This is a genomic window from Streptomyces sp. NPDC054849, from assembly GCF_053610945.1.
The window spans coordinates 50,795-73,838 of record NZ_JBSGZI010000032.1 but is presented as its reverse complement, the minus strand read 5'-3'; the positions used below and the strand labels follow the sequence as shown (position 1 = coordinate 73,838).

The window sequence follows — 23,044 nt, the reverse complement described above, 5'->3', positions numbered from 1 at the left end:
GCCGAGGGCGACGGCTGCGGCGAGGGCGGCGGTGGGTATGAGGCGTCGTACGTTCATGACATCCATTTTCATCAAAGATGGAAACGATTGTCAAAGTACTTGGCGAGAGCGATCCACCGCCGCACTGCCGTTGAGCACACGCACCGAACCAGCAGGGCGGCTGCCCGTCATCGACGGCGAGGTGGCACACCAAGCGTATTGAAAATGGTCGTCGTTTTCACATAGGCTCACGCCGAGCCCGTTCGACACCTCACAGGAGATCCACATGGCCGTCCCCAAGCGGAAGATGTCCCGCAGCAACACCCGCCACCGCCGTGCCCAGTGGAAGGCCACCACCCCGCAGCTCATCCCGATCACGGTCGACGGCGCCGTGTACAAGATCCCTCAGCGCCTGGTGAAGGCGTACGAGCGCGGCCTGCTGCGCCCGGAAGGCTGAGCCGGAAATGACCGGTACGACGCCCGCCCGGCTGCCCGTCACCGTCCTGTCCGGCTTCCTCGGAGCCGGAAAGACCACGCTGCTCAATCACGTGCTCGGGAACCGCGAGGGCCTCCGGGTCGCCGTGATCGTGAACGACATGAGCGAGGTCAACATCGACGCGGCGCTTGTCCGCGGCGGCGAGGCGGCCCTCTCCCGCACTGAGGAGCGGCTCGTCGAGATGACCAACGGGTGCATCTGCTGCACCCTGCGCGACGACCTGCTGGAGGAGGTGGACCGGCTGGCCCGGGAGGGCCGGTTCGACTACCTCCTGATCGAGTCCAGCGGGATCTCCGAACCGATGCCCGTAGCGGCCACGTTCTCATTCCCCCGCGACGACGGCGCCACCCTGGGCGATCTCGCCCGCCTCGACACCATGGTCACCGTCGTCGACGCGGCGAACTTCATGCCGGAACTCACGGGCGGCGACGAACTCACCGCCCGCGGGCTCGACCAGTACGAGGACGACGAGCGCACCGTCAGTGATCTACTCATGGACCAGATCGAGTTCGCCGACGTCATCGTCCTCAACAAGCTCGACCTCGTCGGACCCCCGGACGTCATCCGGCTGCGCGCTACGCTCGCCCGCCTCAATCCCGAGGCCCGGATCGTGCCCGCCGTGCGCGGCCAGATCGCGCTCGAACAGGTCTTGGGCACCGGCCTGTTCGACGTCGAGCGCGCCCAGCTGGCCCCAGGCTGGGTCAAGGAACTCAATGGCGACCACGTGCCGGAGACCGAGGAGTACGGCATCTCCTCACTGGTTTACCGCGCCGACCAGCCCTTCCACCCCGGACGGCTGTGGACCTTCGTCACCAAGGGCCTCGACAGCGGAACGTTCGGACAGGTCCTGCGCTCCAAGGGCTTCTTCTGGCTCGCCAGCCGCCCCCGTGTGACCGGCCTGTGGTCCCAGGCCGGCGCGGTAGCCCGCTTCGAACCCTCGGGTGCGCGCGGGCCCGACACCACACAGGGTCAGGAACTTGTCTTTATCGGTACGGGCCTTCGCACCGGGGCGCTGCGGGCGGCGCTCAACGCCTGCCTGCTCGGCCCGGGCGAGGCCATGCCCGCCGTGGACGACTTCCCGGACTGGGATACGTACGGAATCGACGACGCCTGCGAGCACGAACCCGGGCAAGTCGTCGTCACGGCGACGTGAAGACTCCGGGCCGGACGGTGGTCGCAGCCACGACACCGTCCGGTCCGGCTTTCCGGCGACACATCGCCCGTGGGGACTGCCCCTCTCGGGGAAGGCAGGGTCCCCCCAACGCGGGTCTGTTGAACTCCGACCGGGGCAAGATCCGCAGCCGCCGGGTCACGCGCGTCGCCGCTCAGCAGCAGCTGGCTCTGGCCATCGAGAACGCCGGGGAGATGGCCCTGCTCCCGTAGGAGATGGCCCTGCTCCTGTATGCCGGCCGAGAGCGGACGGCCGTGTGCCGCTGCCGCTCAGGCCCTCTGAAGGCGGCATCTGCTCGGCTACTTCGCCTGCCTGGTGGATCGGCACGTGGAGGTGCTGCTCCTGGTGCGGGCGACGATGCCCTGGGCGAGCGGGTGGCGGGCGGGCAGTTCTCCGGAGGCGGCCAGGCTCCGTACTTCGTATGCGGTGACCCCTCGCTGAGGTCACGACGCTCGTGATGGGCACCCTCACCTTCGGCCGTCCCCAGCGGATTCACCCTCGGCGACGCGGCGCGGGGAGTGCGCGGCGACAGGGAGCGCTCTCTCGACCGCGCCGTATGCCCACAAGCCGAGGTCGGCGAGGCCGCCGCCGAAGCGGGCGGCCCCGGTCGTAGCCTCGATGGAGGCCGCGTTCAGTATCCGGGCGGGCCGCCGGGCAGCGCTGTCAACGGGGCCGACAGGAGCTCCTTGGTGAGTGGGTGCTGCGGCCCCTCGATCAGTTCACTCGCCGGGCCGGTCTCGACGAGGCGGCCGGAGTCGAGGACCGCGATCTGGTCCGCGAGGACGGCGGCGGCTGCCAGGTCGTGCGTGATGAACAACAGGCTGAGTTCGTTGCGTTCCCTCAGCCGGGCGAGGGAGTCGAGGATGCTCACCCGCGTAGCCGTGTCGAGGCCGGAGGTGATCTCGTCGCAGATGAGGACCTGCGGCCTCGTCAGCAAGGCCCGGGCCAGTGCGGCGCGCTGGAGTTCGCCGCCTGAGAGCTCACCCGGGCGGCGCCCGGCGAGGGTCTCGCCGAGACCGAACTCGCCCAGGGTGCTCAGAGCCGCACGCCGCGCCTCCTCCGGGGCGGCGCCGCGGAGCCGTACCGCGCTGCGGGCGACCTGGTCGAGGACCGGCCGGTGTTCGTCGAAGGCGGCCTTCGCGTCCTGGAACACGTACTGCACGGCGGACAGTTCGGCGCGGCTACGGGAACGCAGACTGCGTGGCAGCGGCGTCCCGTCGAGCAGGACCGTGCCCTCGTACGTGCGGTGCAGTCCGGCCAGGCAGCGTCCCAGGGTGGTCTTGCCGCTGCCGGACCGGCCGACGAGGGCCAGGCACTCGCCTGCCGCGACCGAGACTGAGATGTCGCTCAGCACCTCGGGAGCCCCCCGGGCGGTGAGGTGCCGAGCGGTCAGATTGCGCGTCTCCAGACGCAAGGGTCCACGTGGGCTTGGCGTTCGCGCCGTGCACAGCTGTCCCGGTTCGAGACCCTCCAGGACTGACGAGGCGGGACCGCGGTCCACGACGCGCCCGGCACGCATCACCACGACCTCGTCGGCCAGCTCCCGTACGACGTCCAAGTCGTGGCTGAGCAGGATGACGGCGATGCCCCGTGCGGCCACGGCCGCAAGCTCCGCCACGACGCCTTGTTTGGTGAGGGCGTCCTGCCCGGTAGTGGGTTCGTCGGCGACGATGACCCGGGCGCCCAGCAGCAATGCCTGAGCCAGCACCACCCGCTGCTGCTGGCCGCCGGAGAGCTGGTGGGGGAAGCGGCGCAGTACTGCCTCTGGATCCGGGATCTGAGCGAGGCGCAGGGCGTCTTCGACTCGCCGCCTGCGTGCGAGCCGACCTCCCCCGCCCTGGCGCGCTGCGATGTCGGCGAGGAGCGCGCCCACCCGGCGGGCCGGGTTGAGGACCGAGGCCGGGTGCTGGGGGATGTATCCGACCGGGCCCGCGGGCGCCTGGACCTCTCCGTCGACGACGGCGCCGGCCGGGTATTCGCCGAGGAGGGCGAGTCCCGTGGTGGTCTTGCCGCTGCCGGACGGGCCGATGACGGCGGTGATCCTGCCCTCCGGGGCGGCAAGGCTCACACCGTTTACGATCGCCCGTCCGCCAATGGTGACCCGCAGGTCCCGTACCTCTGCCACGAGGGTCATCGCATCGTTCCCTTCCGAGGGGTCTGGCGTTGGAGGGCGGCGTCAAACAGGAGGTTGGTGCCCATCGACAGGGCTGCGATGAGCAGGGCGGGTACGGCCACGGCCCAGGGTTGGAGGAACAGGCCGGTCCGGTTGCGGTCGACCATGACCGCCCAGTCGGCGGCGTCCGGCTGGACGCCCACGCCGAGGAAGGCCGCGGTCGCGACCAGGTAGAGGGCTCCGGTCAGCCTGATGCCGGCGTCGGCGGCGAGGGTGCGGCGCATGGAGCGGGCCACGTAGCCGATGGCCGTGCGCCACCATGATTCGCCCTGCATGCGCAGCGCTTCCACGGCCGGCCGGGAGGAGATCTCGACGGCCGCCGCGTGCACGACGCGGGCGGCGTCGGGTACGGCGGCCAGGCCGACCAGGACGGTGAGTCCGGCCGGCCCCGGGGTGAGGGTGGCCGCGATGAGCAGGACCAAGAGGAGCGAGGGGACCGCGATGAACACGTCCAGGGGCCGCATCAGTGCCTCCTCCAGCCAGGTGCGCCGGGTAAGGGCCGCGGCGAGGCCCACGGGGATGGCGACGAGGTAGGCGAGGGCGGTGGCCGCGATCGCCACGATCACCACGGAGCGGCCGCCGAGGAGTACCTGGTGCCAGACGTCGCGTCCGCTGAAGTCGGTGCCGAGCCAGTGCCCGTCGCCGGAGGAGAAGGAGACCGCGCGAGGTGCGGCAGGGCCTGCCACGAAGGGCCCACCCAGCGCGAGAAGGATGGGAAGGATGATCAGTCCGAGCGCGAAGAGGGACCTTGTGTGCTTCTGCTTCATGCCGCCACCTCGGATCGGGGTGCGAAACGGCGGGCGGCCAGGTCGGCGGCGAGGTTGACCGCGACGGTGACGGTGCCGAAGACGACGGCCATGCCCTGGACGACGGGGAGGTCGCGGGCGGCGACGGCTTCGATGAGTACGGTGCCGAGGCCGGGGATCACGAAGAGGGCCTCCACGACGATCACTCCGCTCAGGAGCCAGTCACAGGTGCGTGCCAGTTGCTGGGTGGCTGGGGCGAGCGCGTTGGGCAGGGCGTGGGTCCAGGTGATACGGGTGCCGGAGACCCCGTAGCGGCGGGCCTGGGCGACGTACGGGGAGGCCATCGCGTCGATCATCCCGGCGCGTACGAGGCGGCTGATGGTGCATACGGGGCGCGACAGCAGGACGACGACGGGCAGGATCAGGACGGCCGGTTCGGTGAACGGGTCGGCGCCGACGGCGGTGGGCGGCAGCCAGCCCAGCCACAGTCCGAAGAGCGTGGCGAGCAGGACTCCTAGGGCGAATTCGGGCACGGCGTGCGCCGCGAGGGTCAGGGCGCTGACGGCCCGGTCGAGCCGACCGCCCTCGCGACGGGCGGCCAGGACGCCGAGCCCGACGGCGAGCGGGATGAGCAGGGCGAGGGTTGCCACAGCAAGGAGGAGGGTGGGGCCGAGTCCGGCGGTCAGGTAGCCGGTGACGGGCCGTCCGCTGACCAGGGAGGTGCCGAGGTCGCCGTGCAGGAGGCCGGCGACCCAGTCGGCGAGGCGTTCGGGGGCGGGCCGGTCCAGGTCCATCGTCTCGCGGATGCGTGCGATGCGGGCGGGGTCGGGCTGGTCCCCGGCGAGGGCGACGGCCGCGTCGCCGGGCAGCGCCTCGGTGAGGGCGAAGATGAACAGGACGACGGCCGCCGTCTGCCCCAGGCCGAGGAGCAGGCGGCGGCCGATCCATGAAAGGTGCGGTGTCACGCGAGCCAGATCTTGTCGAAGCGGGCCCAGTCGAGGGTGTTGGCGGGGGCGGTCTTGGACACTCCGCGGACCTTCGGAGCCGTGGCCACGATCCAGTCGGCGAAGCCCCAGATCAGGAAGCCGCCATCGTCATAGAGGCGGCGCTGCATCCGCTCGTAGAGGGCGCCGCGCTGGGTGACGTCGCGCGTGGACTGGGCCTGCTGGTAGAGGTCGTCGAAGTCCTTCTGCTGCCACTTGGTGGCGTTGGTGGTGGAGCCGGTCAGCAGCCGTTGCGAGATGTGGGACTCGATGGGCATGGCGCCGGACCGGTAGGAGGCGAAGGTTCCCGAGGACAGGATGTCCTTCCAGTAGGTGTCCTTGTTGCCGACCTTGACCTCGACGGTGACGCCGGCCTTGGCGGCCTGCTCCTTGAAGATGCCGGCGGCCTCGACGAAGCCGGTGGCCGCGGGGGCGGTGTCGAGGGTGACCTTGAGGCCTTCGGCGCCGGCTTCCTTGAGCAGGGCGCGGGCCTTGTCGAGGTCCTGGGTGCGCTGCGGGAGGCCGGCGGGGTAGTACTGGTAGCCCTTGCCGAACAGGTCGTTGCCGATTTCGCCGGCGCCGGAGAGGGCGCCGTCGACGAGTTCCTTGCGGTCGGCGATAAGGAAGAAGGCCTGCCGGACCCGGGGATCGTTGAAGGGCGGGCGGTCGGTCTTCATGACGAAGCCCTGCATCGCGCTGCCCGGGAGGCGGACGATGTCGATCTTGCCCTTGCCCTCGTGGGTGCGGGCGGTGGCCGGGTTCAGCTCATGGGCGTACTCGACCTGCCCGCCGAGCAGGGCACTCACGCGTGCCGATTCCTCGGACGCGACGACGAATTCGAGTTCGTCGAGGTGCGGGGCTCCTTCCCAATACGCGTCGTTGCGCTTGACGACGAGGGAGCTGCCCGGCTTGAAGGAGACGAAGCTGAATGGTCCGGAGCCGATGGGCTGGTCGAAGGTGGTGGCATCCTTGGGGATGATGTACGCGCCGAATGCGGCGAGGACGTTGGGGAATTCGGCGTACGGGCGCTTGAGTCTGAACTCGACAGTGGCCGCGTTGACGGCGCGGCTGGCGTCGAGGTCGATGGGCTCCAGGGAGGCCTTGGCACGGAAGGTGCCCTTGGGGTCGGCGATGCGGCGGTAGCTGTAGAGGACGTCCTCGGCGGTGAGGGGCTTGCCGTCGTGGAAGGAGGCCTTACGCAGGGTGATGCGCCAGGTGTCGAGGGCGTCGTTGGGCTCCCACTTCTCGGCGAGCCTGGGGACGGCGGCGAGGTCGGCGCCGAAGTCGGCGAGCTTGTCGAAGAGGGCCTTGGCGCGGGCGGCGTCGACGAACAGGTTGGCGGCGTGCGGGTCGAGGGTCTCGTTGGCCCCACCGCCGGCGAAGGCGGCCCGCAGCCGGCCGCCCGCCTTGGGAGCTCCCCCGGCGGCGTTCTTGGCGTCCGGAGTGGTGGCGCCGGAGCCGCAGGCTGCGGTGAAGGCGAGGGCGGTGGCGCCCGTGGCGATCAGGAAGCCTCGACGGGCGAGGCTGGAGCGGGCGTCGTTCATGGGGCGGTGTCTCCGTTGCTGGGGTGAGGCGTGAGCCGGGCGATGAGGTGGAGGCGGTCGGAACTCGTGGTCCCGTGCGGGGCCTCGCCCTCGCTCCACGGCGGTTCGGTGCGCGGGCCTGGTCCGTCGTGCAGCGAGAGGACCTCGAAGCCGGCAGTGCTGAGGAAGTACCGGAGTTCCTGCGGGAAGAGGAGCCTCCAGGCGGAGTGCTGTTCGTCCGGAAGGGAGCCGTCGCCGGCGGTCCAGGTCCTTCGGCGGCGCAGGAGTTGCGCGCCGTGGTCGACCCACAGGGTGGTGTGGGACGTGTACGTGGTGCCGCGCCAGGCGAAGGTGTTGGTGCGCGGGCCGTCGAGGAGCTCGGTGTTGCCGAGGAAGAAAGCCCCATTGCGCATCTCGGCGACGAGCAGGCCGCCCGGCGTGAGGTGCTCACGGCAGCGGGCGAGGAAGGCGGCGAGGTCTTCGTTGGTGTGGCAGTAGAGCAGGGCGCTGTCCAGACAGACGATCGCGTCCAACGTCGCGCCGAGTTCAAAGTCGCGCATGTCTGCCCGGTGGTAGCCGGGGCCAGGATGGTGCGTGGCCGCGTGGGCGAGCATGGCCTTGGAGGTGTCGATGCCGGTGACCTCGCGACCGGCCTCGTGGTGTAGCCAGGCGGCGTCGCGACCGGTGCCGCAGCCGACGTCGAGGACGCGGGATCCCGCGCCGTGGCGTGCCAGCACGTCCTCGGTCCAGCGGGCCGCCAGGCGGTCCGGGTCGGGGAAGCGCTCTTCGTAGAGCTCGGGGTGGTCGGTGAGCAGGTTGCCGGTGGTCGTCTCTGTCATCGGGTCTCGCTTCGGGGCCGGTCGGGAAGCGCGGGGGCCGTCGGATCGGATACCTCCACCGCGGGCAGGGCGCGTATTCGCTGGAGGTGTGCCACGGCCCCGGCCGAGAACAGCCCGAGGGCGAGGCAGCAGACATAGGGCAGCCAGGCCAGGCCGGTGTGGCCGGCGGCGGTGTCCATGGACCAACCGATGGCCACGCTGCCTGCCGCGGCCGCGGCGCCGGAGATTGCGTAGAAGAGGCCGTAGAACGTGCCGGTCAGGTTCGCTCGGCCGAAGGCCGGTATCAGCTCCATCACGAACGGCGAGGCGATCATCACCCCGAGGTGCAGCAGCAGGGCCCCGGCGAGCACCGGCAGGAGGCGCAGCGGGTGCGCGGTGGACGTGCCCGCGACAAGCATCGGGGGCAGAAAGCCCAGGCCCATGACGCTCAGGCCGGTGGCGACCCAGCGTCCCCGGCTCCCCCGGGCTGTCAGTGCGCGGGTGATGCGCAGCTGGAACAGCAGGTTGGCGACGGTCCCGGCGAGGAACAGCAGGCCGACCGAGCCGCCCCAGCCGGAGGCGTCGGTCGCCGCACGGGGCAGCAGCAGGTATAGCTGGCTCTCCAGGCCGTACATGCCGACCATGGCGAGGGAGAACGCCAGGAACCGGCGGTTGCCTGCGACTTCGCGCCAATCGCCGAGCATTCTGGTCTCAGGGACCGGGGTCTCCCGCGCGGGCAGCACCAGCAGCTGCGCGAGCGTGAGGGCGGCGAACACGCCGGCCGCGGTGACGGCGGCGGCCCGGAAGTCCACGAGCAGCAGCAGGCTGCCGAGCAGCGGCCCGAGCAACGCACCGGTGGTGGCGAACACGTTGAACAGCGCGAACGCCTCCGCCTTGCGCTCCCCCGCCTCCTGGGCGACGTAGGTCCGCACGGCGGGGTTGAACAGGGCCCCCGCCAGCCCGCTGAGTATGGACGCGGCGATCAGCAGCGGCAGGCTGTCGCCGAGGGCGAACAGGCCGAATCCCAACGTCCGCAGGGCGCAGCCCGCGATGATCACGCCGCGGGCGCCGAGCCTGTCGGCGGCGGAACCGCCGATCAGGAAAAGACCCTGCTGGCTTAGGTTGCGCAGGCCGAGGACGATACCGACGACGACGGCCGACAGCCCCAAGTCGTCGGTGAGGTGGGTGGCGAGGTAGGGGATGAGAAGGTAGAAGCCGGTGTTGACGCCGAGTTGGTTGACCAGGAGCAGACGTACAGCGAGCGGGAAGCCTCTCACAGAGCTGAGGATCTTCACCGTACGGCCGCCATGTGGGTGCGTCTGACGCCCAGGCCTGCTCGGTCGCCGGCCCGTACGGTGCCGTCGGCGCCGCCGATACCCGTCCAGGGATCGTCGGCGAGCAGCAGGTGCCCGTCGAGGTCGACCCAGCGGGCCCGGTCTGCGAGGTGCACGGCCGGGGCGATGCCGAGCGAGCTGGCGGTGAGGCAGCCCAGCATGAGGTCGGTGCCGCTGCCGCGCAGGGCCTCGTGGACGCGCAGCGCGGCTCGCACCCCACCGCATTTGGCGAGCTTGACGTTGACCCCGTGGACCAGTCCGGCGAGCGCGACGGCGTCCTCGTAGGAAACGGCGTCCTCGTCGGCGATGACGGGGACCGGGGATTCCTTCGCCACGCGGGCGAGCGACTCGGGGCTGCCCGGCGTGATGGGCTGTTCCACGGCGGTGACGCCGAGCTCGGCGAAGCGTGGAAGCAGGTCGATCGCCTGGCGCTCGGTCCACGCTCCGTTGGGGTCGAGAAGCAGGCTTACTCCTGGGGCTCCGACCTGTACCGCGCTCACCCGGGCGAGGTCCTCCGCCGGGTCGGGCGATCCGGCCTTGATCTTGAGGACGGTGAAGCCGCTCAGGGCGAGGCGGGCGGCCTGTGCGGCCGCCTGTACGGGCGCGACGATGCCGATCGTACGGGCGGTCTGCACGGCCGGCGCGGTGTGTGTGCCCAGCAGCTGGTGGGCGGGTCTGCCGGCCCTTTTTCCGATCAGGTCGAGCAGGGCCGCCTCCAGTCCGGCGAGTACACCGGCCGGTAGCTGCGAGAAGCCGGGCAGCGTCTCGGCGACGTGTTCGTCCCAGGCGGTCTCGGGGTCGGGAAGGCGTTCGACGGCGGGCCGCGCCATGGTGAGGTGCCGGACGATGCGGGCGGTGGGTAGGCCGAGATAGTCGCTGCTGACGACCTCGCCCCATCCGGTCAACCCGCCGTGTTCGATCGCGATCCAGACGGCGTCGCGGCGGGCCATCACGGAGCGGGAGATGCGCAGCGGCTCGGCCAGTTCCAACTCCGTGGTGTGCCATGTCAGTCTCATGCGGCACCTTCCCGAGCCGGTGCGGGCGAGAGGGGACGGCTCACCGCGAGCGGGTCGACGGGGGTGCGGCAGCGGGTCCAGCCCATGGCCTCGACCGCGTGCGGATGGGGAATCTCCACGGGGCGGACGGCGAGTTCGGCCCGGTCAAGGCCGTGCGCGTGGCAGTAGTCGTCGTCATAGACGGTGCCGAGGTAGCGGTGCGGACCGTCCGGGAAGACCGTCGCGACCACCGCTCCGGTCTCGACGCGGGCGGCCCAGGCGGAGACCAGGGCGACGGCACCGGTGCTCCAGCCGCCGCTGACGAAGCTGGTACGGGCGAGCCGCCGACAGGCGTCGACGGCCTCGGCGGGGCCCACCCAGTGGACCTCGTCGAAGGCGTGGTGGGCAACGTTGCGGGGGTGGATGCTGCTGCCGAGCCCGCGCATCAGGCGGGGCCGGGCGGGCTGGCCGAAGATGGCGGAGCCGATGGAATCGACGCCGATGACCTTCAGCCGCGGCCAGCGGCGGCGCAGCGGGCCGATGAGGCCGGCGCTGTGTCCGCCGGTGCCGACGCTGCACACCAACACGTCCAGGTGCTCGATCTGCTCACAGAGTTCGGCCGCCATGGAGAGGTAACCGGCGGCGTTGTCCGGGTTGTTGTACTGGTCGGGCCAGTAGGCATCCGGTGTCCGGGCCAGGACCTCGCGCAGACGGTAGATCCGGGCGGCCTGCCAGCCGCCTTCAGCGGCCGGCCGCTCCACCAGTTCCAGCTGCGCTCCGTACGTCCGCAGCAGCTGCCGCATGGAAGGTTCGAGCTCGCGGTCACCGATGAGGACGACCGGGTGCCCGAGGGCCTGCCCGGCGAGGGCGAGCCCGATGCCCAGGGTTCCGGAGGTGGATTCGACCACGGTGGCGCCCGGGCGGAGTTCGCCGCGCCGACGGGCGCCGAGCAGCATGGAGACGGCGGACCGCGCCTTCATGCCGCCGGCGCCAAGGCATTCGAGTTTGGCCCAGAAGCCGGGGTGCGCATAGGGCAGCTCCGTGCGGATCCGGGCGAGGGGGGTGCGGCCGATCAGCGTCAGCAGCTCCGGGTTCGCGCTGCGGGCCGACGGGCGGTGCAACGGGAGTGCGGTGGTCACCGGGCACCCCCGTAGCGGTGGATGACTCCCGGACCGCCGTCGAGCCAGAAGAAGGGGTACGGCTCGGCGGACACTGCGCTCACCCCGGCGCCCAGGAACCTCGGCAGGATCGCGCTGCCCGTCTGCGCGAACATCACCAGGGGTTTACCGGTCGCGGCGGCATGGTCGAGCAGCGCCTGGAAGCTGCCGTTCCCCAGGGTCATGCCGGAGGCGAGGGCTGCGTCGCAGTGCTCCAGCTCCGCCAGGGCATCGGTCCGTACGGGCTCGCCCCATTCGGTGGCACCGCCCTTGAGGTCGCAGGGCACGTACTCCAGGCCGCGCGCACGCAGTTGTTCCAGCAGGGAGTTGACCACGCCGACAACGAGGACCCTGCGGATCCCGGTCGCGGGCAGCAGATCGACCACGGCGCGAGCCCGGGCTCTGGACCGGTGCAAGGAGCCTCCGGCCGGTATGGCGTAAGGGCGGGCTCCGTGGTCGGGGGTGTGGGGGCGGACATGGCTCAGGTAGGCGTCGAGCGCTGCGACCTGCACGGGAAGCATCGGGTGGTCGAGGAGCTCGGCCACCGGGACGCCGACACAGTCGTCGAGTGCCGCCGCGGGCAGTGCTCCCGGCTCCACGGCGCAGGATCCGACCGCCGCGTGCAGGCGCAGGCTGAGGACCTCGTTGCGATATCCGGTGCTGCGGCCGGCATGGCGCACGGCCTGGGCGGTGGTGAAGGCGAGCGCGATGCGTTCCTGGGCGGGGTCGGAGCCGTAGTCGCCGGCGCGGACGTGCGCGATGAGCTGGTCGAGGGAGCGTACGGCGGGCTCGTGGAGCGTGGGCGCCGTCATGCGGGCACCGCCGAGGGCAGCTTGGCCGAACACTCGTCATAGGTGAGGTGCAGGTGTGCGAGGAGCCGCTCGGCGGCCTCCCGGGCCCCGCTGCCCCTGGTGTCAGTGGTCATGATGTGGCCGAGGTACTCGTTGTTGCTGCTCGCCACCCGTACGGCACGACCCGGCTCGGCAAGGGTGAGCTCCAGCACGCCGGGCTGCGCCCGGACGTGGTCGGCGCCCTCGATTCCGGTGAGGGTGCCGACGGCATCGGGGAGCAGGAAGGCGATGGCGGCGCTGTGCACGCCGGTCGGGCGCGGCATGAGATCGGGCGTGCGGCCGAGGGCGACGTCCACGCAGGCTGCCGCCAGGTCGATGCCCGTGACATGGCGCACCAGCTCGGTGATCCGGTTGCCGGCGGGCCTGGGGTTGACCTCGACCACCTTGGGACCCTCCGGGGTCAGTTTGATCTCGGTGTGGCACACGACGTCGTCCAGGCCGAGGGCCTTGATCGCGGCCACGGCCGTGTCGGTGGCCACCCGCTCCGAGTCCGGCGCAAGAGCAGCCGGGAACATGTGGCCGGTCTCGATGAAGGCCGGCGCACCGCCGACGCTCTTGTCCGTGACACCGACCACGCTCGTGACACCGCCGAAGGAGACAGTCTCGACACTGACTTCGGGGCCGGTGAGCAGCTCTTCGAGGAGGACGACCGGCATCCGGTCCTGACCTCGCGCGTTCACCGGGAACTCGGCCAGCGCGCGACAGGCGAGCTCCAGCTCCCGCTCGTCCCGGACCTCACGGACCAGCATCCCGGCGCACAGGTCCACGGGCTTGACCACCAGCGGATAGCCGATCTCCCGGGCGGCGGCAGCGGCCTGCACGTCGTCCGCGCAGAGCGCGAAGCGGGGGCCCGGCACTCCGTCCTCGGCCAGCACCCGGCGGGTCAGGTCCTTGCGGCAGGCGGCCTCAACCGCTTCGGCCCCCGGGCCGGGCAGACCCAGCCGCTCGGCCGTACGGGCCACGGCCGGCAGGTAGTAGTCGCAGGAGGAGACCACGCCGTCGAAGGCGAGCACCGCGTGCAGCCGTTCCAGGTGGGGCAGCAGCTCGTCGACGTCGTTGGTGTCCGCGGTGATGATGTTGCGTGCTGCGAGCAGCGGGTGTGGGCCGTCGGATCCGGCCCCGCGCAGGTAGTGGTGCAGGTCGCGGGTGACGAAGGTGAACTCGTGCCCGCCTTCACGGATCGCCCTGGGCAGCAGCCTGCTCATCGACCCCACCCAGCTCTCGACAACCAGCAAGTGCGCCAAGGGACTTCCTCTCGAAATGCCGCCGCGACCGCGGGGCATACCTGCGAAGCGGGCCGCCTGACGGGAGGCGTCCGCACCGAACCGAGGAGGAAGCTATCCGAAATCGTTTTCATTTCCAATAGGTCAGATTTCCGGTAGCCTGCCGCTCACGAGACCGGAGCGCGGAAGGGAGCCACCGAGCCATGAGAGACCTGACGCAGGGGCAAGAAATCGGGCCGTACGTGGTACGGCACGCCAGGCCCGAGGACGTACCCGGCGCGCGGAGCGTCATGCTCGACACGTTCTACCGGGAGTTCGACTACGGTTACGTGCCCCAGTGGCACGACGACGTCGTCGACATCGAAAGCACCTACCTCAAGCACCCTCGCCATGCCCTCGTCGTGACAGTCCTGGGCGAAGAGGTGGTCGGCACCACCGCACTCAACTCCCGGGGCCCCGCCCACCCCCCGCACCCCCGCTGGCTCACCGACCGCTATCCGTCAGGGCGCACGGCCCAGCTCCTGCGGGTGTACGTACGCCCGGACCACCGCAGACACGGACTGGCCCGAGCCATGGTCAGGGCCGCCTGCGAGTTCGCCGCGGGCGTCCCCGGCTACGACACCGTCTATCTGCACACGAACGTCGACATCCCCGGCGCGGAAGGCTTCTGGCGCAGCATGGCCTACGAGGTCTGCGACGCGCGGATGACGGGCGAGCACGGCGGGTACGGGACCGTCCACTTCGAGATCCCGATCCACGTCGCGGCCACCACCGGCCAACTCTGCAGCTAGCCCACGAAGCGCTACTTCAGCGGGGCTCCTCTGATCGAAATTGGCTGCTGGGGGCCGTGGCCGCAAGGAACCAGCACGCTCGCGATACCGAGCAGTACCGCCCAGCACACGCTGACTGCTCTGCAACGCGAGCTCACACCAGCTGGGGCGTGGCATGCTTTCGATGAGGCGGTCCATCGCGTAGCCGAAGAGCTGGACTCATGCGCTCGACGAACCGGCTTCGCCCGACGGCGCCGCCTGCTTGCTGCGTGGCACATGCCCGAGGGCGATCGGGAGAGGTTGACCGAAGGCCTGGGCCGGCTCGCCGGCGGCCCTGTGTCACCAAACCCCCAAGCCGCAACCGCACTCATCTGGGCCGACGTCACACAAGGCGACTACCTCCACAGCCCCGTGATCAACACACTTCGAGAGGCTGGACGAAGCACGAGGGACGTTGTCGCTGCCGTGAATCAGATGCGGGTGGCAGCGAAGCGGAAGGGTGGGAAGAACCTGCTCCTGCGTCGGCTGACCGACTATGCTGCCCGCCTCGCAACCGCCTGCGACCAGCCAGATGAAGGCACCGGCGAACTCTCCGTCGAGGTTCGCTCGCCTCGGTAGCCGCCACAGGAGAGTGTCCTCGCGCATCCCGTGCTTCAAGCAATCAGCAGTCGCTCCCTGGCGCGGGGACGGGCAGCGGGCGTAGCGCCCAGTGGGCGGCACGCGTTCGACCGGTTCGTCCTGGTAGCTGTGCCAGGAGTCCGCCGTCAAGGTGCTCTGCCGTGACCTGATCCCTCAGACGCCTACCGCGCACGATCGGTATGCGAGGCGCATTGCAGGACACCAGTCGGACGGAAACCGGTGCCGGAGTGCTGTGCCGACTGTCTCTCTTTTGTGCCAAAGTATGATTCCTTGTCACAACTCCCTAGCGGCGGACGCGGGGCATGCCGAGGCCGATCCAGGAGATGATCTCGCGCTGGATCTCGTTGTTGCCCCCGCCGAAGGTGAAGATCACCGCGCTGCGGTAGCCGCGTTCGAGTTCGCCGTGCAGGACCGCGCCGGCGGAGCCGTCCTTGAGGGAGCCGGCGGCGCCGACGATCTCCATGAGCCAGGCGTACGCGTCCCGGCGGGCCTCCGAGCCGTAGACCTTGACCGCGGAGGCGTCCTGCGGGGTGAGGGTGCCGGCCTGGACCGCGCCCACCATCTGCCAGTTGAGCAGTTTCATCGCGTCGAGGCGGGCGTGGGTGCGTGCGAGGCGGCCGCGGACCCAGGAGAGGTCGATGACGCGGCGGCCGTCGGCGAGCTTGGTCGCCGACGCCCAGCGCTGGACGTCGTGGAGGGCTCGGATGGCCATGGTGCCGTGGGCGGCCAGCGTGACGCGCTCGTGGTTGAGCTGGTTGGTGATCAGGCGCCAGCCCTTGTTCTCCCGGCCGACGCGACGGCTCGCCGGAACGCGGATGTCCTCGTAGTAGCTGGCGGTGGTGTCGTGTGACGCGAGGGTGTTGATGAGGGTGCACGAGTAGCCGGGGTCCTCGGTCGGCACGAGGAGCATGGTGATGCCCTTGTGCGCGGGGGCGTCCGGATCGGTGCGCACGGCGAGCCAGACCCAATCTGCGGTGTCGCCGTTCGTGGTCCAGATCTTCTGCCCGTTGACGACGTAGGTGCCGGTCTCCTCGTCGCCCTCGCGGACGGCCTTGCACGTGAGCGCGGCGAGGTCGGTGCCGGCGTCGGGCTCGCTGTAGCCGATGGCGAAGTCGATCTCGCCCGCGAGGATCTTGGGCAGGAAGTACGCCTTCTGCTCGTCGGTGCCGAACTGCATGAGGGTCGGCCCGACCGTGTTGAGCGCCATCAGCGGCAACGGCACGACGGCCTGCGCGGCCTCGTCGAAGAAGATGAACTGGTCCATGGGGGTCATCCCACGGCCGCCGTACTCCTTGGGCCAGCCGACCCCGAGCCATCCGTCGGCGCCGAGCCGGCGGATGGTCTCCCGGTAGAACCGCTTCTGAGCGGCCGGGTCCTCGTAGCGGGCGTAGACGTCCTCAGGGACCAGCTCGGCGAAGTAGGCGCGCAGCTCGGTGCGCAACTGCTGCTGCTCAGGCGTGTATTCGAGGTGCACGGCCCCTCCGGGAGTCTCGCGGTCCAGCCGGTCGCTGGGGTGGCGGCGGTCAGAGTAGAACCAGTTCCAAAAATTCGGAAGGGGCTGAGGATGCGAGGGCCCGGGTGCCTGCGCTTCGGTGACGGCGTTCATACTCTCGGCTTGACGAGCTCACGCAGCAGAGCGGAGTTCTTCGTCGAACCCGAGCGGGACCACCGCTTCAGCGGCCCTGCGGCCGGGGACGAGCGGCGGATGCCGGCCGCCTTCCTCGCGGACCACCGGGAGGCGTGGCGCGCGGAGGTGGCCTTCGCCGAACGCTTCACCGCCGAAGCACCCGGCCTCGACGTCGAGGCCGTCGACGCGTGGCGCGGGAAGGTGTCCCTGCGCTGGGTCCTGATCCACATGGTCGAGGAGTACGCCCGGCACAACGGGCACGCCGACCTGCTCCGCGAGCGGATCGACGGGCCGTCGGCATCCGACGCACGGCGGACCCATCGTGAACCGCCCCGAAAGTACGGCGCAGTTCGGCTGCCTGCCGCACAATGGGCTCACATGGACCAGGACGCATGGCGCCGCGAGGATCCCGGGCACACCCGGGCGGTGACGCAGATCCACGAGCCGGGCGCCCTCCCCGTCGAGGCCGGGATCCCCGCCCGGCACGAGTACTGGGAGCTGCTTCCGCAGGACGTACGGGCCCGGCTGCTGGAGAAGGCCGGCCGCGCCCTGACCTGGTGGGCCGGGCCGGATGCCCACGGGCGTCCCTCCGCGGTGATGGTCGGGGACCGCGGGCTGTGCCGGGTCGGGCAGGTGGTGCGGGACGGCGTGGCGGAGTTCCGGGGACAGCGGGTCCGGGTGGAGCCGGGTTCGCTGCGCAGCCGGTCCTTCGACGGGCGACCGCCGGCGGACGGACGGGCCGCCGCCCCCGGTCGCCCGGGGGCTCCGGTGCTGCGGCTGGAACTGGCGGCAGAGGTGCAGGGGGTGCTCGGCCATTTCCCGCTCCCCGTCCAGGACTTCCTGCAGCGCCCGTTCCCGGCCGGCTCTGCCCTGGCCGGCGCTGCCCCGGTCACCGCCGACTGGTACTACGACGAGACCGTGGAACCCGGGCAGACCACCTGGTTCGTGGCCGTCGTCCTGTCCACCGCAAGCACTTTGGCGGTGGCCGAGGGCACCCGGACCGTTGCCCGGGGCGCGCGCCCGGACCGGGCCGAGTGGCACGGCCTCCAGTGCCACGAGGCCCGGTTCGCCGCCCGCTGACGCCCCCGCCGGCGTCCTGGCGGCACCTGACACCTGACACCTGACACCTGACGCCCGGCACCCGGCACCCGGCCGTGCACCCCCGGCCCGCCGTCAGGTGAAGAGGTACAGGACGTCGAAGTGGACGAGGTCGCGGGCCGTGTCGAACGGGTATCGGCCCGAGGGGGACACGTCCGGCCCCGAACCCCCGCGGTTCGCGTACGCGTCGAACTCCGGGCTGTGCTGCCAGGCCGCGGCGGCGGGCAGGTACGGCTTCAGCGGACCGGGCAGCGCCGACGGCGCTGCGGGCCTGAAGGTGTGGTCGGGGTGGCGCACGATCGCGGCCGCGCCGCCGGTCGGCAGGTGGGCGACGCCGACCAGGCGGACGCGGGAGTCCGGGCTCGGAATGCTCCGGTCGTCGCCGGACTCGTCGATGTCGTAGCCCAGCCAGTGCGGGTCGGTCAGCTCGCCCAGATACGGCTTGAACCGCCGGTTCAGTGGCTCGGGGTCCGTGCGAACCTCGTGCCGGTACGGCTGCGGCCACGCCGCGTACGCCGTCAGGCCGCCCACGCTCAGCAGCGGGATGCCCGCGATCAGCAGGAACCGGCGCCGGTTCGTGCGTCCCCGCTGGTGTTCCACCCTCGCCCCCCGGCGCCCGTCAGTTCAGGGCGCCGATCATAGCCCTCGCCGTCGCCGTCATCGCCGTCCGGGCCGCCGTCAGGTACGGCCGGGGGTCCGCCGGGGTCAGGTGCGTGCGGATGGCTTCGGTCATGGCCAGGTTGAGCGCGGTGCCGATGTTGACCTTGCGGATGCCGCCCGCGACGGCCGCCGCGAGCTCGGCGTCCGGCAGCCCGGAGGAGCCGTGCAGGACGAGCGGCACGTCCACCGTCTTCGCCAGCCGGGCCAGCAACGCGCGGTCCAGGGCCGCGGTCCGGCTCGTCATCGCGTGGCTGCTGCCGATGGCGACGGCCAGCGCGTCGACGCTGGAGTCGGCGACGAACCGCCGGGCCTCGTCGGGGTCGGTACGGGCGCCGGCCGCGTGAGGGTCGAGCGGCGCGGCGCCGTTCTTGCCGCCGACCTCGCCGAGCTCCGCCTCGATCCACAGTCCGTTGGCGTGCGCCCAGTCGGCGGCGGAGCGGGTGGCCTCCAGGTTCTCGGCGTACGGGAGCTGCGCGGCGTCGTACATCACGGAGCTGTATCCGGCGTCGCAGGCCTGGCGGAGCAGCTCGGGGCTCTTGACGTGGTCGAGGTGCAGGCCGACCGGGACCCCGGCGGCCTCCGCGCAGGCGACGGCGGCCCGGGAGATGGGCAGCAGCCGGCCGCCGCGGAACTTCACGGCGTTCTCGCTCAATTGGAGGATGACGGGCAGCCCGGCCGCCTCCGCTCCGGCGACGACGGCTTCGGCGTGTTCCAGGGTGATGATGTTGAAGGCGGCGACGGCTCGACGGGCCGCGGCCGCCTCCAGGACGAGCGTGCCCGCAGGGACGAGGCTCATCGGACCGCCTCCTCTCCGGCCGTGAGGATCACCGAGCGGGTGAGGTGGCGCGGTGCGTCCGGGTCGAGCTGCTGGTGGGCGGCGACGGCGAGGGCGAGGCGGTGCACGCGGACCAGTTCGGCGAGCGGGTCGAGCCGCCCCGCCACCCAGTGGCAGCCGGTGGCGCGCACCTGTTCGGCGAGCCCGTCGGGGGCGTCGCCGAGCGACCAGGTGACGGTGCCGGGCCCGGAGACGCTGATCGGCCCGTGCCGGTACTCCATCGCCGGGTAGGACTCGGCCCAGGACAGTGAGGCCTCGCGCATCTTCAGCGCGGCTTCGTGGGCGAGGCCGACGCTCCAGCCGCGGCCGAGGAAGGTGAACTGTCCCCGGCTCTGCAGCTCGGCGGGGAGCGGCTCGGTGAGCGCGGTGGCGGCGTCGGCGACCACGGAGGCGGTGTGCAGCCCGAGGTGGGCGCGCAGCAGGGTGAGGGCGGTGGTCGCGAAGCGGGTCTGCACGACGGACTGCTCGTCGGCGAAGTCGAGGACGACGAGGTCGTCGGCGAGGGTCGTCACCGGGGTGGCGGGATCGCCCACGACCGCGGTCGTGGGCACGCCCGCGTCCCGCAGCCCCGCCAGCAGGTCCAGTACCTCGGTGGTGGTGCCGGAGCGGGTCAGGGCGACGACCCGGTCGTAGCGGCGGTGGCGCGGGAACTCCGACGCCGGGAAGGCGTCGGTCTCCCCCTGTCCGGCCTCCTCGCGCAACGCGGCGGCCGACTGGGCCATGTAGTACGAGGTCCCGCACCCGATGATCGCGGTACGCTCCCCCGGCTGCGGCAGCACGCCCCGCCGGGCCGGGGCCAGTTCGGCGGCCCGTTCCCAGCATGCGGGCTGCGTGCCCAACTCGTACGCGACGTGACTCATACCGGCTCCCTCGTGCGACAGGCGGGTCTGCATGTGTGTAGGCGTGCGTATGCGTGTTCTTGCAACGTAGCTGCCGGTTTCGCGCAACTTCAAGCATCCATGGCCGAGGCGGCTGAGTTAGTGTCGCCGGATAGGCCAATGGAGGCCGCTGGAGAGCGCCGTGGAAGAGTCATAGAACACATGTGGCAGGACACCGAAGGGGGCGGCCGATGACCCGCAAGGAGCGCTGGCAGGCACTGTTGGACTTGCTGGTGGAGCGGGGCGAGTTGGAGGTGGAACCGGCGGCGGAGGCCCTCGGCGTGTCCGCCGCGACCATCCGCCGGGACCTCGACCAGCTCGCCGAGCAGCAGCTGCTGGTCCGCACGCGCGGCGGAGCGGTGCTGCACGGGGTCAGTTACGAACTCCCGCTGCGCTACCGCACCTCGCGCCGTGCCGCCGAGAAGCGCCGGATCAGCGAGGCCGTGGCGGCCCTCGTCAGCCCGGGCGAGGTGATCGGCCTGACGGGCGGCACCACGACCACCGAGGTGGCGCGGGCCCTGGCCGGGCGCGCGGACCTGGCCCAGGGCTCGCCGGCGCTCACGGTGGTCACCAACGCCCTCAACATCGCGGGTGAGCTGGTGATCCGGCCGCAGTTCAAGATCGTGCTGACCGGGGGCGTCGCCCGCCCCCAGTCGTTCGAGCTGACGGGTCCGCTCGCCGAGCAGGTCCTCGGGCAGCTCGCCGTGGACACCGCGGTGCTCGGCGTGGACGGCTTCGATCCGGCGGACGGTGCGGCGACCCGGCACGAGGACGAGGCCTCGGTCAACCGTCTGCTGTGCGAGCGGGCCCGCCGGGTGGTGATCGCGGCCGACTCCAGCAAGCTGGGCGTACGCGCCTTCGCCCGTATCTGCGCGACCTCGTCGGTGGACGTCCTGGTGACGGACACGGGTCTGACGGCGGAGGTCGCGCGGGAGTTCGCGGCGGCGGGTGTGGAGGTACTGCGGGTGTGAGGGGCGGGGTGGCCCGGGTGTGGGGCGTGTCTTTCGGATCTTGCCGGGCGACAAGATCCGAACGCCCCCGGCCCCGGCCCCGCCCCCTGCCCTTTACAGCGGGCTGGTGCGGCTGGCGACGAGCTCTCCCCGGGCGAAGCCGTCCACCCGCACCGACCGGGCCGCGGTGGCGCCCGGTACCGTGACGTCGGCCTGACCGTCGGGGATGTCAACCGAGGTGCGGGGACGCCGGTCGAGGTACACGTCCACGCGGTCGAGGTTGGCGGTCTTCAGCTTGAGGCGGAGCGAGCCGTCGGCGCGCGTGGCGTCGGCGATGGTCAACTCCCGCACGGGCTGGCCCTTGAGGAGTTCACCGGCCCGCGCCATGAGATCGACGTTGCCCTCCAGCAGGTCCCGGCGGGTCATCCGGTGGCGTTCGTCCGGTACGACGCCGAGGTCCTCCAGGGGCGTACCGGACCGGTCGCCGACCCGCAGGGACCTGCGGATCGACACGCGCATGCCGGCTCCGTTCGGCAGGGGACGGTAGGGCGATTCGGCGACCGGGAAGTCCGTGAGGAAGAGTCCCTGCCCCCAGACGTTGGCGCCGCCGGCCCCGGTGTTGTCGTCGGTGCCGAGCACGGTGCCGATGCCGTGGTCCTGGAAGCCGGCCGCGAAGATGTCGGTGGCTGAGTAGCAGCGGGCGTTGGTGATGAGGACCACCGGGCCGAAGTACTGCTGACCGATCTCGTTGGCGCGGAACTCCGGAGTGAGGGGGATGCCGGCGGAGAAGGTGGCCCCGGTCTCGACCGCCTGCTCCATGGACGGCACCCAGGGGCTCAGGCTGCGGCTGCTGCGGCAGATGCGCAGGTTGAGAGGGGTGTTGACGAACTGGAACGGTTCCGGCGTGATGCGGCGCGGCGTCAGGGTCTGCAGCGTGAGCTCCGACGCCCAGACCAGGCCGCCGCCGTTGTCGCGCACGTCGACGATCAGACCGTTCTTGGGCAGCAGGCCGATGAGCCGGACGAACTCCTGGACGAAGGCGTCGGCGCTGTCGACCGAGAAGGTGTGGATGCGGACATGCCCGAAGGTGCCCGACGGGGTCTGGACGGTGCGGGCCGTGAACACCTGCGGCATGGTGCCGGCGATCTCGTCCGCCGCGGAGTCGGGGGCACGTCCCGAATCCACGGCCTGCTGTTGCTCGACGACGTGGGGGGCGAAGAGCATGACGTTGGCGCGGCTGATCTCGTCGGCCTCGTAGTCCATGCCCATGACGAGCGCGGCTTCACCGGTCGGGCCTGCCATCGGCGGGAGGTTTTCCACGATCTGCCAGTTCTCGCGCAGCTCGCGCGCGGCGCCGTCGGTGGCCTTGTAGCTCACGGTCACCCACTCCTCGAACGGGGGGAGATGGGCCGAGAGCGAGCGCACCGTCAGCGACTGGACGCCTCTGCTGCGGCGCGCCGCCACGTTGCTCCCCGCGAACCGGGCCGCGTTGAGCTCGACGGCCTGCTCGATGGGGATGCCGCTCCAGTGGGTGATCTCGACACCCGGCGCGAACCCCGGCGCGGAGAATCCCTGGGTGATGCGGGTGACCAGGAAGCGGGACGTCGATCCCTCCGTGGTCTCCTCGACCCGGAAGGGCAGGAAGGCGATCTTGTTGCGGAACGGCGCGGGCAGCACGTAATTGGTGTGCAGGTCCCGGACCGAGTGGAACACCTTCGACATCTCCGCGTGGAAGATCCACTCCGGCGGCATGGTGGCCGCCGTCTGCTGCTCCAGCTGCCGGCGCAGGAGGCGCAGCCGTTGCACGGGATTGACCGCGTGCATCGCGACCTTCAGGGGCAGGTGTACGTAGTTCTGCTCCAGCAGCACCAGTGCCTGGTCGACGAGGAGCATCCGTTGTTCCAGGGTGAGCGTGCCCGCACCCGCCAGGAAGGTGTCGAGTTGTGTGGCGGCGGCCAGGTGCTCACGCACCGGTTCGGCGGTCTGGCTGAGGTACTCGGGAGCGGTTTCGGCGGTGCTTCGGCCCATGATGCCTCCGTGGTCGGGGTACGGCTCCTGCGGCTCACCCCAGTCATCGGCCGCTCCCGCCGCCTTCCTCAGGGCCCGCACATCAGTTCACCCGTACGGCAGGCGTGATC

At 71.1% G+C, this 23,044-nt stretch carries 20 protein-coding genes and 1 pseudogene; 6 read left to right on the top strand and 15 right to left on the bottom strand.

Annotation, left to right across the window (positions count from 1 at the left end; genetic code table 11):
- Window positions 1–265: 265 nt before the first annotated feature.
- From rpmF to ACWGIF_RS16885, 3 genes are read left to right on the top strand one after another with little or no spacing between them, the layout of a single operon-like run.
- Entirely contained in the window at window positions 266–436 is a 171-nt protein-coding gene (gene rpmF / locus ACWGIF_RS16895) for a 50S ribosomal protein L32 (RefSeq protein WP_453497519.1), read from the top strand.
- Between the two features lie 7 nt (window positions 437–443).
- The gene (locus ACWGIF_RS16890) at window positions 444–1,628 is read left to right on the top strand and encodes a GTP-binding protein (protein ID WP_453497516.1); all 1,185 of its coding nucleotides are present in this window, start codon (window positions 444–446) and stop codon (window positions 1,626–1,628) included.
- A gap of 17 nt (window positions 1,629–1,645) precedes the next feature.
- On the top strand, window positions 1,646–1,858 hold the full coding sequence (locus ACWGIF_RS16885) for a hypothetical protein (protein WP_453497525.1): 213 nt from the start codon (window positions 1,646–1,648) through the stop codon (window positions 1,856–1,858).
- Between the two features lie 419 nt (window positions 1,859–2,277).
- On the opposite strand, the gene ACWGIF_RS16880 is transcribed toward ACWGIF_RS16885, so the two are convergent.
- The 10 genes from ACWGIF_RS16880 to ACWGIF_RS16835 are packed head-to-tail and all read right to left on the bottom strand — an operon-like array spanning window position 2,278 to window position 13,470.
- Window positions 2,278–3,780 (bottom strand): ABC transporter ATP-binding protein, encoded by a 1,503-nt coding sequence (locus ACWGIF_RS16880; RefSeq protein ID WP_453497513.1) that lies wholly within the window; start codon window positions 3,778–3,780, stop codon window positions 2,278–2,280.
- The gene (locus ACWGIF_RS16875) at window positions 3,777–4,586 is read right to left on the bottom strand and encodes an ABC transporter permease (RefSeq protein ID WP_453497509.1); all 810 of its coding nucleotides are present in this window, start codon (window positions 4,584–4,586) and stop codon (window positions 3,777–3,779) included. The genes ACWGIF_RS16880 and ACWGIF_RS16875 overlap by 4 nt, the downstream gene beginning before the upstream one ends.
- The gene (locus ACWGIF_RS16870; protein ID WP_453497522.1) at window positions 4,583–5,539 is read right to left on the bottom strand and encodes an ABC transporter permease; all 957 of its coding nucleotides are present in this window, start codon (window positions 5,537–5,539) and stop codon (window positions 4,583–4,585) included. Before ACWGIF_RS16870 ends, ACWGIF_RS16875 begins: the two co-directional genes overlap by 4 nt.
- Window positions 5,527–7,092, bottom strand: a complete 1,566-nt coding sequence (locus ACWGIF_RS16865; RefSeq protein ID WP_453497506.1) for an ABC transporter substrate-binding protein — start codon at window positions 7,090–7,092, stop codon at window positions 5,527–5,529. Before ACWGIF_RS16865 ends, ACWGIF_RS16870 begins: the two co-directional genes overlap by 13 nt.
- Entirely contained in the window at window positions 7,089–7,910 is an 822-nt protein-coding gene (locus ACWGIF_RS16860) for a class I SAM-dependent methyltransferase (protein ID WP_453497503.1), read from the bottom strand. Before ACWGIF_RS16860 ends, ACWGIF_RS16865 begins: the two co-directional genes overlap by 4 nt.
- Window positions 7,907–9,184, bottom strand: a complete 1,278-nt coding sequence (locus ACWGIF_RS16855) for an MFS transporter (protein WP_453497500.1) — start codon at window positions 9,182–9,184, stop codon at window positions 7,907–7,909. The genes ACWGIF_RS16860 and ACWGIF_RS16855 overlap by 4 nt, the downstream gene beginning before the upstream one ends.
- Window positions 9,181–10,239, bottom strand: coding sequence for a dipeptide epimerase (locus tag ACWGIF_RS16850; protein WP_453497497.1), 1,059 nt, complete (start codon window positions 10,237–10,239; stop codon window positions 9,181–9,183). The genes ACWGIF_RS16855 and ACWGIF_RS16850 overlap by 4 nt, the downstream gene beginning before the upstream one ends.
- Window positions 10,236–11,357: a PLP-dependent cysteine synthase family protein gene (locus ACWGIF_RS16845; protein ID WP_453497494.1), complete on the bottom strand. Its 1,122-nt coding sequence runs from the start codon at window positions 11,355–11,357 to the stop codon at window positions 10,236–10,238. The genes ACWGIF_RS16850 and ACWGIF_RS16845 overlap by 4 nt, the downstream gene beginning before the upstream one ends.
- Window positions 11,354–12,187 carry a Rossmann-like domain-containing protein gene (locus tag ACWGIF_RS16840; RefSeq protein WP_453497491.1) on the bottom strand — a complete coding sequence of 278 codons (834 nt, stop codon included), beginning with the start codon at window positions 12,185–12,187 and terminating at the stop codon, window positions 11,354–11,356. Before ACWGIF_RS16840 ends, ACWGIF_RS16845 begins: the two co-directional genes overlap by 4 nt.
- Entirely contained in the window at window positions 12,184–13,470 is a 1,287-nt protein-coding gene (locus ACWGIF_RS16835; protein ID WP_453497489.1) for an ATP-grasp domain-containing protein, read from the bottom strand. The genes ACWGIF_RS16840 and ACWGIF_RS16835 overlap by 4 nt, the downstream gene beginning before the upstream one ends.
- Window positions 13,471–13,652: 182 nt before the next feature.
- On the opposite strand from ACWGIF_RS16835, the gene ACWGIF_RS16830 reads away from it, so the two are divergent.
- Complete coding sequence (locus ACWGIF_RS16830) at window positions 13,653–14,240, top strand: GNAT family N-acetyltransferase (protein ID WP_453497486.1); 588 nt, start codon at window positions 13,653–13,655, stop codon at window positions 14,238–14,240.
- Window positions 14,241–15,141: 901 nt separating this feature from the next.
- Here ACWGIF_RS16830 and ACWGIF_RS16825 read toward each other — a convergent pair.
- Window positions 15,142–16,332, bottom strand: a complete 1,191-nt coding sequence (locus ACWGIF_RS16825; protein ID WP_453497483.1) for an acyl-CoA dehydrogenase family protein — start codon at window positions 16,330–16,332, stop codon at window positions 15,142–15,144.
- 177 nt (window positions 16,333–16,509) lie between these two features.
- Between ACWGIF_RS16825 and ACWGIF_RS16820 the strand changes: the two are divergent.
- A pseudogene (locus tag ACWGIF_RS16820) lies at window positions 16,510–16,776 on the top strand (mycothiol transferase); the annotation flags it as partial.
- A gap of 882 nt (window positions 16,777–17,658) precedes the next feature.
- Here the strand turns inward: ACWGIF_RS16820 and ACWGIF_RS16815 are convergent.
- The 3 genes from ACWGIF_RS16815 to ACWGIF_RS16805 are packed head-to-tail and all read right to left on the bottom strand — an operon-like array spanning window position 17,659 to window position 19,938.
- A complete protein-coding gene (locus ACWGIF_RS16815; protein ID WP_453497480.1) occupies window positions 17,659–18,183 on the bottom strand; it encodes a hypothetical protein in 525 nt (174 codons plus the stop codon).
- Window positions 18,184–18,202: 19 nt separating this feature from the next.
- Window positions 18,203–19,039, bottom strand: coding sequence for a class II fructose-bisphosphate aldolase (locus tag ACWGIF_RS16810; protein ID WP_453497477.1), 837 nt, complete (start codon window positions 19,037–19,039; stop codon window positions 18,203–18,205).
- Complete coding sequence (locus ACWGIF_RS16805; RefSeq protein ID WP_453497474.1) at window positions 19,036–19,938, bottom strand: SIS domain-containing protein; 903 nt, start codon at window positions 19,936–19,938, stop codon at window positions 19,036–19,038. The genes ACWGIF_RS16810 and ACWGIF_RS16805 overlap by 4 nt, the downstream gene beginning before the upstream one ends.
- A 209-nt stretch (window positions 19,939–20,147) precedes the next feature.
- On the opposite strand from ACWGIF_RS16805, the gene ACWGIF_RS16800 reads away from it, so the two are divergent.
- Window positions 20,148–20,927 (top strand): DeoR/GlpR family DNA-binding transcription regulator, encoded by a 780-nt coding sequence (locus ACWGIF_RS16800; protein ID WP_453497471.1) that lies wholly within the window; start codon window positions 20,148–20,150, stop codon window positions 20,925–20,927.
- 93 nt (window positions 20,928–21,020) lie between these two features.
- Here the strand turns inward: ACWGIF_RS16800 and ACWGIF_RS16795 are convergent, their stop codons facing one another.
- Window positions 21,021–22,934 (bottom strand): S41 family peptidase, encoded by a 1,914-nt coding sequence (locus ACWGIF_RS16795; RefSeq protein WP_453497468.1) that lies wholly within the window; start codon window positions 22,932–22,934, stop codon window positions 21,021–21,023.
- Window positions 22,935–23,044 lie beyond the last annotated feature (110 nt).

What these genes read in the sequence shown, in the direction of transcription:
- ACWGIF_RS16890 (WP_453497516.1), top strand. Translation starts at nt 444, where the DNA reads ATGACCGGTACGACGCCCGCCCGGCTGCCCGTCACCGTCCTGTCCGGC.
- ACWGIF_RS16875 (WP_453497509.1), bottom strand. Translation starts at nt 4,586, where the DNA reads ATGAAGCAGAAGCACACAAGGTCCCTCTTCGCGCTCGGACTGATCATC.
- ACWGIF_RS16805 (WP_453497474.1), bottom strand. Translation starts at nt 19,938, where the DNA reads ATGAGTCACGTCGCGTACGAGTTGGGCACGCAGCCCGCATGCTGGGAA.
- ACWGIF_RS16840 (WP_453497491.1), bottom strand. Translation starts at nt 12,187, where the DNA reads ATGACGGCGCCCACGCTCCACGAGCCCGCCGTACGCTCCCTCGACCAG.
- ACWGIF_RS16860 (WP_453497503.1), bottom strand. Translation starts at nt 7,910, where the DNA reads ATGACAGAGACGACCACCGGCAACCTGCTCACCGACCACCCCGAGCTC.
- ACWGIF_RS16880 (WP_453497513.1), bottom strand. Translation starts at nt 3,780, where the DNA reads ATGACCCTCGTGGCAGAGGTACGGGACCTGCGGGTCACCATTGGCGGA.
- ACWGIF_RS16810 (WP_453497477.1), bottom strand. Translation starts at nt 19,039, where the DNA reads ATGAGCCTCGTCCCTGCGGGCACGCTCGTCCTGGAGGCGGCCGCGGCC.
- ACWGIF_RS16850 (WP_453497497.1), bottom strand. Translation starts at nt 10,239, where the DNA reads ATGAGACTGACATGGCACACCACGGAGTTGGAACTGGCCGAGCCGCTG.
- ACWGIF_RS16830 (WP_453497486.1), top strand. Translation starts at nt 13,653, where the DNA reads ATGAGAGACCTGACGCAGGGGCAAGAAATCGGGCCGTACGTGGTACGG.
- rpmF (WP_453497519.1), top strand. Translation starts at nt 266, where the DNA reads ATGGCCGTCCCCAAGCGGAAGATGTCCCGCAGCAACACCCGCCACCGC.
- ACWGIF_RS16865 (WP_453497506.1), bottom strand. Translation starts at nt 7,092, where the DNA reads ATGAACGACGCCCGCTCCAGCCTCGCCCGTCGAGGCTTCCTGATCGCC.
- ACWGIF_RS16795 (WP_453497468.1), bottom strand. Translation starts at nt 22,934, where the DNA reads ATGGGCCGAAGCACCGCCGAAACCGCTCCCGAGTACCTCAGCCAGACC.
- ACWGIF_RS16800 (WP_453497471.1), top strand. Translation starts at nt 20,148, where the DNA reads ATGACCCGCAAGGAGCGCTGGCAGGCACTGTTGGACTTGCTGGTGGAG.